At 68.5% G+C, this 11,505-nt stretch carries 9 protein-coding genes; 3 read left to right on the plus strand and 6 right to left on the minus strand.

The annotated features are described in order from the left end of the window. The first annotated feature begins 285 nt into the window (after nucleotides 1-285). Nucleotides 286-1,143, plus strand: coding sequence for a methionyl-tRNA formyltransferase (locus ACIQBL_RS21620; protein ID WP_401944112.1), 858 nt, complete (start codon nucleotides 286-288; stop codon nucleotides 1,141-1,143). On the opposite strand, the gene ACIQBL_RS21625 is transcribed toward ACIQBL_RS21620, so the two are convergent. The 4 genes from ACIQBL_RS21625 to ACIQBL_RS21640 all read right to left on the minus strand — a co-directional run bounded on the left by ACIQBL_RS21625 (nucleotide 1,140) and on the right by ACIQBL_RS21640 (nucleotide 7,997). After that, the gene (locus ACIQBL_RS21625; RefSeq protein WP_401944114.1) at nucleotides 1,140-3,539 is read right to left on the minus strand and encodes an ATP-binding protein; all 2,400 of its coding nucleotides are present in this window, start codon (nucleotides 3,537-3,539) and stop codon (nucleotides 1,140-1,142) included. The two genes, ACIQBL_RS21620 and ACIQBL_RS21625, sit on opposite strands and share 4 nt — an antisense overlap. Continuing rightward, nucleotides 3,536-4,120 (minus strand): DUF6879 family protein, encoded by a 585-nt coding sequence (locus ACIQBL_RS21630; protein ID WP_401944115.1) that lies wholly within the window; start codon nucleotides 4,118-4,120, stop codon nucleotides 3,536-3,538. Before ACIQBL_RS21630 ends, ACIQBL_RS21625 begins: the two co-directional genes overlap by 4 nt. A 28-nt stretch (nucleotides 4,121-4,148) precedes the next feature. Beyond that, entirely contained in the window at nucleotides 4,149-4,418 is a 270-nt protein-coding gene (locus ACIQBL_RS21635) for a hypothetical protein (RefSeq protein WP_307627757.1), read from the minus strand. Nucleotides 4,419-4,688: 270 nt separating this feature from the next. Continuing rightward, nucleotides 4,689-7,997, minus strand: a complete 3,309-nt coding sequence (locus ACIQBL_RS21640) for a DEAD/DEAH box helicase (RefSeq protein WP_401944117.1) — start codon at nucleotides 7,995-7,997, stop codon at nucleotides 4,689-4,691. A 166-nt stretch (nucleotides 7,998-8,163) separates the two neighbouring features. Here ACIQBL_RS21640 and ACIQBL_RS21645 point away from each other — a divergent pair, with 166 nt between their 5' ends. After that, entirely contained in the window at nucleotides 8,164-9,048 is an 885-nt protein-coding gene (locus tag ACIQBL_RS21645) for a DNA-processing protein DprA (protein WP_401944119.1), read from the plus strand. Nucleotides 9,049-9,061: 13 nt separating this feature from the next. Continuing rightward, on the plus strand, nucleotides 9,062-9,811 hold the full coding sequence (locus tag ACIQBL_RS21650; protein WP_401944120.1) for a hypothetical protein: 750 nt from the start codon (nucleotides 9,062-9,064) through the stop codon (nucleotides 9,809-9,811). Between the two features lie 193 nt (nucleotides 9,812-10,004). Here ACIQBL_RS21650 and ACIQBL_RS21655 read toward each other — a convergent pair whose 3' ends face one another. After that, nucleotides 10,005-10,610, minus strand: a complete 606-nt coding sequence (locus ACIQBL_RS21655) for a hypothetical protein (protein WP_401944122.1) — start codon at nucleotides 10,608-10,610, stop codon at nucleotides 10,005-10,007. A gap of 21 nt (nucleotides 10,611-10,631) precedes the next feature. Beyond that, complete coding sequence (locus ACIQBL_RS21660; RefSeq protein WP_401944124.1) at nucleotides 10,632-11,042, minus strand: DUF4357 domain-containing protein; 411 nt, start codon at nucleotides 11,040-11,042, stop codon at nucleotides 10,632-10,634. Between the last annotated feature and the right edge of the window lie 463 nt (nucleotides 11,043-11,505).

The following is an 11,505-nucleotide window of genomic DNA, read 5'->3' on the forward strand; positions in this document are numbered from 1 at the left end:
CGGCTCGCGGCTCGCGGCTCGCGGCTCGCGGCTCGCGGCTCGCGGCTCGCGGCTCGCGGCTCGCGGCTCGCGGCTCGCGGCTCGCGGCTCGCGGCTCGCGGCGATGATGCCTATACCGTTTTGCAAGCCGCTCCGCAACCTCTCTCCTGTAGTCCCCGTGCTCTGTAGCTGCCCATACCGTAAGACACCACGCCGCGCCTGAGCACCGCTGAGGGGAGCACGTAACCGGGGGTAAAGGTCGAAGTGCAGCTCGTAAGCGGGGAACATCCCACTAGGCTCCTGCCCATGGCGAGCGGCATGCGTATCGGCTTGATCTCCTTCGGCACGGGAGAGTTCGCTGCTCTGCACGAAACGTGTGCCGTAGCGGGCCATGCACCGGTCGTCTACGCGTTCTCCCGTTCGATGCGGCCCCGTAAGCCCACGGACGAGGGTGCGGCGCGTGTCGCAGGAGAGATCACCGCAGCGCTGCCAGCGGGCGTTGACCTGCTGCTGCCGGGCAGTTCGGAAGGGCTGGGTGCCTCGTTACGCGGATACGGCCTTGACCTGCTCGTCTGCTATGGATTCTCGTGGCGGCTGCCACGAGCCGTGCTGCAGATCCCGCGCTACGGCGTGCTCAACATTCACTCCTCGCTGCTGCCCAAATACCGCGGCCCGGCCCCAGTACTCTGGGCGATCCGCAATGGCGACGCGGACCTGGGCGTGACAGTTCACCGTATGGATGAAGCCTTCGACACCGGCCCGGTGCTGGCCCAGCAAGGCGGCGTTCCGCTGCCGGACGATGTGACTCCCCGGAGCCTGTGGACTGATCTGTCCCCAGTGCTGCGCGAACAGCTGAGCATTGCCCTGGACCGGGTGCGAGACCCTTCGGCAGGCGAACCGCAGTCTGCCAGCGGCATCAGTTATGCGGGGTTGCTGGAACCGGAGTTCTTCGCAGTCGACACCACAATGACCGCGCGTCAAGTCCACAACCAGGTGCGGACATTCCATTTCATGGGCCCGAGCCTCGGCCCTACGGCAACGGTCAACGGCCATCGCTTGAAGGTCCTGCGGACCAGCCTCACCCCGGTCAACGGAATCCGTCTGGACTGCGCCGACGCGCCCGTATGGATCACGGCTTCCGAGCCCGTAGCAGCTGGCGACTAGCCGTCGTCATTACTCAGGCACCGTGACACTTTCTCTGCCAGCGCGATTGCTCTGGGGTCGTCGAACGAACCGAGCAGGTGCAGCGCTTCCTCTCGGGCGGCGCGCGCCGATTCGTGATCGCCCAAAGACGTCAGCGCGTCGGCCAGATGTACCTGGGCACGGGTGAGCTGCCAGGGGGAGTCCAGTTGGCGGTAGGTATCCGCAGCGCGGCGGTGCAGCTCTGCTGCTTCTTCGAAGCGTGCCAGCGACTGGCACGCTTCGCCCGCTCCGTCCAGTGCGGTGGCTTCCCGGGATGCGTCGCCGAGCTTCTGTTGAATGGCGGCCGACTTCTGGAAGAGGCGGAGGGATTCTTCAGGATTCCCGCGGGCTCGCTCGACTCGTGCCGACTCGGCCAACCAATGCCCCTGCCACACCTGGTTGTTCTCGTCATCAGCAATCGACAGGGCGGCGCGGATCGAGCGGGCAGCCGCTTCGGCCTCGCCTGATGTGCGCTGTGCCCAGCTCAGCAGGCATAGAGCATTGCCCTCGCACGCGCGGTCACCGAGTTCGCGGAAATCGGCCAGCACCTGCTCGATGAGGGTCCAGGCCTCCTCACCCCGGCCGAGGTCGCACAGCGTCTCCGCGAGGTTGCTCCGCACCAATGCCGTCCATCGGTGGTCGCCGAGTTCACAGAAGATCTCGGCGCCGTCCGTGAGGTGCGCCCTGGCCTCATCGAGTCGTCGCCGACGCAGTCCGAGCAGGCCGAGAGCGTTGGCCGACACCGCCATGCCACGGCGGTCGCCGATACGTCGGCGAAGGGCGAGCGAGGCGCGGTGATGCTCCTCCGCCTCATCAAGCCGCAATGCCTGGAAGGCAGCCTTCCCCAAAGATTCGAGCGCCTCCGCCTCACCGTGCTGCTCTCCGGTGCGTGCTGCGGCCTCGATGCCGATCCGGGCAGTCGCCTCCCAGTCGTCGAAGGCGTTCTGGTGCATGTAGACGGCCCGCAACACCACGGCCAATCGCCACGCGATCTCCGGGAATCCGGCATCGGCGGCGGTACGAGTGGCGGTGACGAGGTTGGCGCTCTCCGCGCGGTACCAGTCGAACGCTGACTGGTAGTTCTCGAAGTGGAGGGCCGTGGCGGGCGCGGGGATCCGGTCGTCCAGGTCGTAGCGGTCGAACGGCGCCATGGCGCACTGTGCCGCGTACGCGGTGTGGAGGTACCAACCAAGACAGCTCCTGAGGATCTCTGCCCGCTCCGTCTCGCTCTCCTCCCGCCGGACCTGCTCTGCTGCATAAGCCCGCAGCAGGTCATGGAACTCGTAGCGACCGCCCGGGCGCCGCTCCAGCAGATGGGCTCGCACCAGTGTGTCCAACAGGCCCCGCACATGGGCTGGATCGCTTCCGGCGAGGCTCACGGCGGCGGGCAGGCCGAACTCGTTGCCAGGGTGCAGGCCGAGCCGTCGAAACAGCCGGGCCGCGGGGTCGGACAGCGCTCGGTAAGACCACTCGAAAACGCTGCGCATTGCGTTGGACCCCTCCTCGGCCTCGGCTGTCAGAACGCTCCACCGGGCCGATTCGTCGCGCAGGTCGTCGATCAGCTCGCCGAGCGGCATGGATGGCCAGCCCGCCGCGCGTTCGGCGGCGATACATAGCGCCAAAGGCAGTCCCGCGCACAGTCGGGCCAGCGTCGCCAAGTCTCCCCGATGGTCGCTGGTCCGGTAATCGGCGGTGGCGGCACGCAGCAGTTCTACGGCGTCCGTCGTTTGGAATGTTGTGATGTCCAGGCGCAGTGCGCCCTCCTGGCGGACCAGGCCGGACAGGTCATCCCGGCTGGTCACCACGACGAGGCAACCGGAGGTGGCGGGCAGCAGCGGGCGGACCTGCGAGCTGTCCGCGGCATTGTCGAGTACGAGCAGCATGCGGCGCTCGGCGAGCAGCGACCGGAACATCGTCTCCCGGCGCTCCGGTTCGGCTGGTACATGCATGGCGGGGACGCCGAGGTCCTCCAGGAAGCGGCCCAGTACTTCCTGCGGTGTAGCAGGGGAGCCCGCGGTGTAGCCCCGCAGATTGGCGTAGAGCTCACCGCCTGGGAAATGCGACCGGATGCTGTGCGCCCAGCACAGTGCCAATGAGGTCTTGCCGACTCCGGCAGTCCCGGTGATGGCTGCTACGCGCACCGCGTGCGGCTCGTCATGGCGGTCCGCCACAAGACTGCTGAGGCGGGCCCGTTCCTCGGACCTGTTGACGAAGTGACGTACGGAGCTGCGTAACTGATGCGGCACGATGACAGGCGCGGGCAGCGGCACCTGGTGATGAAAATGCACCCCGCCACTGACCTCGCCAGCCTGCACGACAGTGTGCGCCGAAGCCGAGCCGTCGAACCGGTTGACGTGTCCCGGGATGTCTTCTCTCATCTCGGCGTTTGGCGCTGCGGGGGCGGAAGGGGCGCTACATGCCCGTCGAACCAGTGTGCCAATGGCTCACCGGCGTTGTAGACGCTCACGATGAGCTCCCGGCAACGCAGGACGAGCTGGCGGTCGACGAACTTACGCGCAGCTACCAGGATGCCCTGCTCGTCGTAGAGCGCCTGGTACATCACCTGGTTTCCGAGAGTGGAGATCTCAGGCAGCGGGCCGTCCTGCTCGTATGGGGCCACCCGCTCCGCGTCGGTGACATGGATGGGGCCCCCGCACTGGTCCCGGATGCGCAGGGCGTGGAGCTCCCACTGCAGGTAGTCGCTGAGCGGTTCCTCGACCACCCGAGCTCGACGGGCCACGAAGCCGTTCTGCTCGACTTTGCGGTGGTACTCCGCCATGTCCGCGCGGCCCGCTTCCAGCAAGCTCAGGGACTCGTCCCAGTCGCCACGCCAGAATGCCTCCCAGCTGTCGTAGCCGGGTTCTTTGAATGTCTGCTGCCGCTCAAGCTTCCAGAATCCGAGGTCGCCGCACTGCCAGAAGTACTTCTCGAAGTCGGCGTAGTAGTCCTTGAGCGCCATAAGCTCTCCCACCGCACCGTGCAGCGGACTACGCATCCGGGATGTCTGCCTTGGCCGCGAGGATCGTCGCCCGGGGGATGATGACCAGCCGCTCTCCGGGATCGACCCGTACGTCGTCAGGAAGCCGCCCCTCGTAGGAAGCGGTCAGATCCGCACCGATGACCGCGACATCGCCGTTGTCTAACTCCCACATGTCAGGGCAGCCGGTATTACCGGAAGTCTGCCCCAGCTCAAGAGACGACTTGCCCAGCCGTCGCGCGAAGGACGCTTCGGGATCGGCTTCCCACTTCTTCGCCATGTCCCCTCCAGGTGCCAGCATCTGATGAAGGCTCAGCTCCGAGCGTGACGACATTATCACCTAGAGTGTTTGTTCGACTTCGGGATTCCTGCTCCTTGGTGACGGCAGGCATGCAGTGGGCTACCCAGCGACGCGGTGGAGCAGTCGCCCAGGATGCAGTCAGCGGTGATCAGGGTCTGCCGCCACCCGCTGAGGGAACGCGGTGCCCAGGTCGAGCTGAAGACGATCAGCAGTGGGCCGGGGCCCACGCCCAGGCAGCGGCGGAAGCGGTCACGTGCTGGCAGGGGGCCAGGCATGGTGGGGCAGTTCGGCGGCGAGGGTGGTGAAGTGGCGTTGGTCGCGCCAGGCGTCGCGGTTGCCGATGACGAAGAGGCGGCGTTTGGCGCGGCTGACGGCGACGTTGAGGAGGTTGGGGCGGGAGGCCGCCCAGGCGCGGGCACCAGGGCGGGCGGGATCCGTGCCGAGGACCAGGATGACGACGTCGGCTTCCTTCCCCTGGGTGGTGTGGACGGTGCCGACCCGGTCCATGGGGAGCAGGCCGCGGCACACCTGCCGGGCGCCGGCGACGACGGCGCGGAAGGGGCTGATGACGTACACGTGCTTGGCGGGATCGATGCCGGCGGTGGCGGCGAGGCGTTCCAGGATCTGGCGCAGTGCCCGGCCCTCCTCCGGGATCCAGTGGCCTTCGGCCTGAGCGGAGACGACGTCCACCCAGGAGCTGGCGGGCCGGTAGCTGTAGGGGCCGCGATCAGGGGTGCCGTTGACCATGAGGCCGTCGTAGGCGATGGTGTTGCTGATGGTGAACATGGGGTTGTCGCAGCGGCGGTGTACGCGCAGTGGCGCGCCGACCCAGACCTCGGTCGAGCCGTCGGGCAGTTCGGCGGGCAGTGTGGTGCCGAAGCGGTTGCCGCGGTCAGCCAGTTGCTGGACGGAGGTGCGGCCCGGCACCCATTCCTCGGCGATGCCGTAGTCGCGCCGGAGCGCCTGCTGGGCGGTCCAGGGCAGGGACACGACCGGCTCCAACTGCAGGGGGTCGCCGACCACCACGGTGTGCTGGGCGCGCCACATCGCGCCCACGGCCATCTGGGGAGTGGCCTGTCCGGCTTCGTCGATGAACAGCCAGCCCAGCGCCCCGCGGCCGACCCCGGCGAACACGCGGTCCAGGGAGGCGAAGGTCGTCGACACCACGGGGACGACCAGGAACAGGCTCTGCCAGGCGGCGCGTCGGGCAGGCTCGCCGAGCGTGGCGGGCGCGCCGCCGGTGACCACGTCCATGGCGGCCATGAGATTGGCCCGCATGGTCTTGGCGGTGCAGCGCAGGAACGCCTGGTGCAGGTCGAGCGCGGCGAAGAACAGCTCGGAGCGGGCACGGGTGATCTGAGGATCGGCCCAGGGGGCGGCCAGCTCCCGGGTGCTGTCGTCCGTGAGCCAGGTGTCTTGCGGGACGTGCGCGCCCCAGGCGGTCCGGGCCTCGGACACCGTACGGTCCAGGGCCTGCATGTGCTCAACTGCGCGCGTGAGGTTCTGCCGCCGTTCGCTGAGTTCGATGTCGGCCCGGTCGGCGGCTGCCCGCGCGCGTTGGGCGGCCGAGTCGGTTTCCTGCCATGCGGCCTGAGCGTCTCGTTCCCGCACGGCCAGGGCCTGGTCCTCGGTGTGCCAGTCGCGGGCGGCTCGGCCGAAGGTGCACAGGATGATCCAGAAGCCGGGACGGCGGCCGGCATGTTCCCGGCGCCGTCCCTCGGCGCTGTCGCAGGTCTGCCGCGCCAGGGCCAGCGCCTGTTCGGCCGCTGACACTGCCTCCCGGCGTATTGCGAGCGCGTCGGCGGCCTCGGTGACGGCCGACTGCGCGGTTTCGACGGCCGTCCGGGCGGCAGGCAGGGCGCGGAGGGCGGCGGCTGCGGCGTCCCGTTCGTCCCGAAGCCGCCGTACCTCGGCCAGTGCGGTCTGGAAGCGGTCCCTGGCCTCGCGCCACACACCGGTCTGCGGTGTCGTGGAGTACGTACGCAGCAACTGGGACAGCCCTTGGCCGCTGTCGCTCCAGGCACCGGGGCGGGCACGGTGAGCCGTAGCGGGCGCGTTCTGGTCGGTGCCTTTCTCCTTGCCGTGCCAGAAGCGGTTGACGAACTCGATGCGGTTCTTCTTGCTGCCCAGCCGGGCGGCGACGGCGCCCCATGCCGGGACGCCCTTCAGTAGCCGGGTGGCCTGCTCGGCGAAGTAGTCGGCGTCCTCGCGCCACTGCGCGCCCAGCGCGTCGCGGGCCGGGATCTCGGTGGAGATGTTCTCCACCGCTCCGTTGTTCGCCGACGCCACCACCATCTCGAAGCCGGTGAACTCCGGCAGCAGCTCGGTGACGGTGCGGGTGTATTCGCCACTCTTCCACCGGTGGACGGTCGGCGAGAACGCGGCCGATGGCAGTTGCAGCCCGGCCAGCCGCACCGCCCGCTCCACGACGAGGTCGGCGATGCTGTCTCGGAGCATGGTGGTCTTGCCGGTACCCGGTGGCCCGTTGACGGCGAACAGACCACCCCCACCCACGAGTTCGGCCTTGATGGAGTTCACGGCGAACTGCTGGCTCAGCGCCAGTGGGTGCGCGCTCTCCGCAGGCCAGCGGCCCAGTGGGGTGGCCCGGGGCTCCACCCCGGCCAGCGCCTCTTCGGGCCGCACACGCAGATCAATGCGCCGGGCAGTGTTCAGCTCCGCGTCCGGGGTCAGATACGCCGCAAGCGGTGCGCTGGGGTCGGTCGCGGGTAGTGCCGTGGCCACGCGCTTCAGGTCGTCGGCGATGAAGCTGTTCAGAAAGTCCTGCTGATCGCTGTCCTCCGCCCGGTCCTCCCGCACCGCGATCGTTCGGATCCGCAGTCCAAAGGGGCGCAGCGCGTCTTCGACACCCCAGCGGGCCGCCAGGTCGCGGGTGAAACCGATGAGATCCTTGGCGCTGATGCGCCGGGAACCCACCGACGTCCCGGCCTGCTCCTCGCCCTCCTCGCTGTCGGCCTGCGGTACCGCCGTGCCGTTCACGTCGTCGGTGGCTGCTGGCAGCACAGTGCCGGTCAACGGCTCGGCACTGTCCGTTGTGCGGGGCGTCTCCGGTACAGGCGGTTCTCCGAGTTCGGCGGCCCGGGCCAGCCACGGTTGTACATCCTCCTCGAAGCCGTCCAGCCACCGCCCGCCGCCCGGCCCGGGACTCAGTGCCCGGCCGGTTGCCCAGCCGCACGCGGAGAACACCGGGGAGTCCAGCAGCAGTCGCCCGTCATTGGTGACCGTCAGCGCGAACAGGGCGGTATCGCCGTCCATCCGCCCGTCCACGTCCTCCTCGTCCCGGCCGAAGACCTCCAGCAGGGCGTCGCGGACGTCCGCAAGGGCGAAGCAGCCGCCGTAGACGATGTGCTGCCAGACATACCCGGGATCCAGCGGAAGACTCCGTACGGGGTGACCGTCCTCCCAGGGCAAAGCGCGGTCAGCCGCTACCTCGTAGACCCGCTCCCGCGACGACACAGTCGGAACCTTCTGCGGACTGAACAGCTCCACTGCCCGCCAGTATTCGACCACCGCAGCCCGGCGTTCCCGCTCGGCGCTCATCCCACCCCTGACGTCTGCCAGCCACGACCTGCCCAGGTTATAGGCCGGGCTGCGCCTCGCGTCTGTCAGACCGGTTCCAGGCCAAAACCCTCAGTACCAGGCAGAAGTTCTCGGATCCCCCTCACGTTCCGCTGCCTGGCCCAGACGCTCTTCCTATACTTGCGACATGGACCAGGAACTGGAGCGAGCTGCCCTCGTCGCACTCCTGCGACGCGGTGATCGCCCCTGGTCCGAACTCACCGACCAGATCGAGACAGTCGGAAGCGCGCGCGACGTACTGGAGAACGCGCTCGATGCCTTTGGGCAGGGCGCCCTCTTCGACACAGAACCCGCCACAGAGCTGGAGCCCGTAGCCGCCGAGATCGCTGCCTGGGAGCGGGAAGGCATGCGGCTGGTCACCATCCTGGACGATGACTATCCGCTGTATCTGAGGCTGGTCCACCAGCGACCGCCCTTCCTGTTCCTGCGCGGTACCCCCGTCAGCGACGATCTCCGGGTCGCGGTCGTCGGCACTCGCACTCCGACTCCGGAGGGCATCGCCCACGCCCGGGCCATCGCGGGAGGGCTCGCCGAGCGCGGCGTCACAGTGGTCAGCGGCCTCGCCGCCGGCATCGACACCGCCGCGCACGGAACCGCTCTCGCAGTCGGCGGCCGGACCGTCGCCGTCATCGGCACCGGCCTGCGGCGCTCCTACCCGGCGCAGAACGCACGGCTCCAGCAGGAGATCGCCGAGCGCGGGCTGCTGGTCTCCCAGTTCTGGCCGGACGCTCCGCCCTCGAAGGTCTCGTTCCCCATGCGTAACGCTGTGATGAGCGGCTACAGTCTCGCCACCGTGGTGGTCGAGGCGGCGTATCGCAGCGGGGCCCGTATGCAGGCCCGCCTCGCCCTGGAGCACGGTCGACGGGTCTTCCTCATGCGCTCTCTCATGACCCACGAATGGGCACGGGAGTACGCGACCAGGCCCAACACAACCGTCATCGACGGCCCTGACGACGTCTTTAACGAACTCGACTCTCTCGTCCCCGCCACGGGCGAGCTCACCTGGGCGTAACAGGCGGACCCGGGTGGCAACCGTCGTCGGGCTGTCCGACCACTACGCCAACTTCCTCGTCCACCCCCTGCTGCCCGGCCCGGGCGTCTGCCAGATCTGCCGAGGCCCGGCGAAGGTCGGCTATCCGACCTGCTGGCAGTGCCAGCAGGCCAACAGCATCCTCGGCCCGGGCGTCGCCGACGCCGTGGTTCCGGTGAGCCTGGCCCTCAAGGGCGAGCAGTACGCCAACGAACTATGGCGCTACAAGAACGCCGCAGGCCCTCAGCAGCGGTACTTCCGCATGGGCCTGGCCGCCGTCCTGTGGCGTTTCCTCGCCCTGCACGAACCCTGCATGGCGGACCACTGCGCCGTACCAGCCTTCGACGTCGTCACCACCGTGCCCAGCACCAGCGGCCGTGCGGACCATCCCCTGCGCACCATGGTCGCGGACATGGTCGGCGCCACCAGCGGCCGCCACCACGACCTGCTCACATCGGCACCGGACGCGCTCACCCTCGGCCGTACCGCATCACCCGCGCGCTACACCTCAGCGGCACTCTGGGGCGAGAACGTTCTACTCATCGACGACACCTGGACCACCGGCCACCATGCCCAGTCCGCCGCGGCGACCCTGAAGGCCGCCGGCGCGGGGAGCGTGGCCATCGTCGTCCTCGGACGGCACTTGAACATCTCCTACGGTGACACCGCCACGTTTGTCGAGCAGGCGAGGCTGCGCCGTTTCACCTGGGACGTGTGCGCACTGCGGTCATGGAGCCATAGATAGGCGAAACCTTGCACCGGCTCCGATCCGAAGGGTGACCGAGGGGCTGATGAGGTACTGACCCGCACTCGCCTTGCACGGCGGAGGTGTTCCACAATGGCAGCGGAGCCGGTGCTCCGCGGAGTGGCCGGAAGTGAGCCCGGGAAGTTCCCGCCGGACGGCGGGGTCCCGGGCTCGCGCCTTCCTCACCCTGCGGTCAGCCGTCGTCGGCGGTGAAGCGTATGACCTCGACCGCATGCCGGACGGTGTCGAAGTAGCCCGGCGTGCCAGTGCGTGCCGCGACGTAGGCGCCGGCCACGGAATCGGCAGCCCACAGCAACGGCTCGCGCGGGCCGGGCTCGTGGAACAACCGCAGGGCGGACCCGATCGTGCCGTTTGAACGCAGGTAGGCGATCGTCTTCATGTCGCGTCCGTTCTGCCTGGCCTCCCGGCTCTCGGCGATGAGCCGCGTCACCCCGCGCAGGTCTAGCTCCCACGCCGTGCGCGCGAGGCACTTGCGACGACGACGCTCGGACGCTTCGCCTGGGCGGCCGTCCCGTACGACAATCAGGTGCTGGGCGTCGAGTGCAGCGATGCGCTCGATGACGAACGCGCGACGCCGGGAGGACTCGCTGTGCCAGTGCAGTTTGCGCTGGCCGGGAGCCCGTAGGGACAGCATGGTGGCGCGGGTGGGATCCAGGGTCTGTGGTTGGACCAGGGTCACGGCCAGGAGGTAGGTGTCGGGATCCGCTTTCCGGTCGGACTCCGACTCGTCCATGAAAGCGAGGGGCTCCGGCGTAGGCCGGGCGGTCTGGTGGGACATTGCGGCGAAGCTCTCCAGGGGTCAGGCTTCGCTCTGGTCGAGCTCGTCGCGCAGGTCGTTCAGGGTGCGACCGTCGGTCAGACGCCACGTGATCCAGCCGTTCGCCTGACTCTGCGTCACCGCGAACGCGGCCTTCGACGGCGACCGGAACGGCGTCAGCTTGCCCTCGACCGTCAGAGTGCCGTCAGCATGGACCGTTGCCGTCGCCGTGCGGTTGGCGCGCGGCTGGTGAAGGTGGAGTCGGGTGCCGGGAGTCAGGAGCCCTGCATGCAGCAGGGGTGCGAGCGGGCCGGTCGGCCGCGGTGTCTCGACCGGCGCCACGGGTTCGTCGCCTGTGCTGACGTTGAGGGTGAGCTCGACGGTGCCGTCCGCACCTGCTTCGGCGAGCTTGGTGAGCAGATCGCCGGGCAGGTGGAGTACGACGGTGGGCATGCGACCTCCGAGATCATTGAGAGTGTTCTTCTGCTGAACACTGATGATGACAGATGAACTCAGTGGAGGCGAGGTGTATTCCCGGCTCTACCGGTGGGTCAGTCGAACACCGCCGAGCAATCGGGATCCACGACGTCCGAACGGCTGTACTGCAGTTGGTCGTCGGCCATGAGCGTGGACGGAGCTGCCGCCAGGCCTGTGATGCCCACGGTGACGGCCCTCTCTGCGTCGCGGAGGGACACGCGCCATGGCCGTCGTGTCCCCCTGTCACCTGCGGGACGTCGGTCGATTGCCGTACGGCCTACCGGCTGGAGATCCTCGACCCCTCCCGGATCCGACACCACCCCTGAACTTGTGATTTATCCAGCGGCCTCGAACGGGCGGACCTGGTGATCACTCGTCCGGGTGTTCCCGGGACAGCGGCACGGCCTTCGCTTGATCCTGAACTCGACTAAGAGGAACA

The sequence above is a fragment of the Streptomyces sp. NPDC088350 genome (genome assembly GCF_044753545.1).
Taxonomy (GTDB): domain Bacteria; phylum Actinomycetota; class Actinomycetes; order Streptomycetales; family Streptomycetaceae; genus Streptomyces.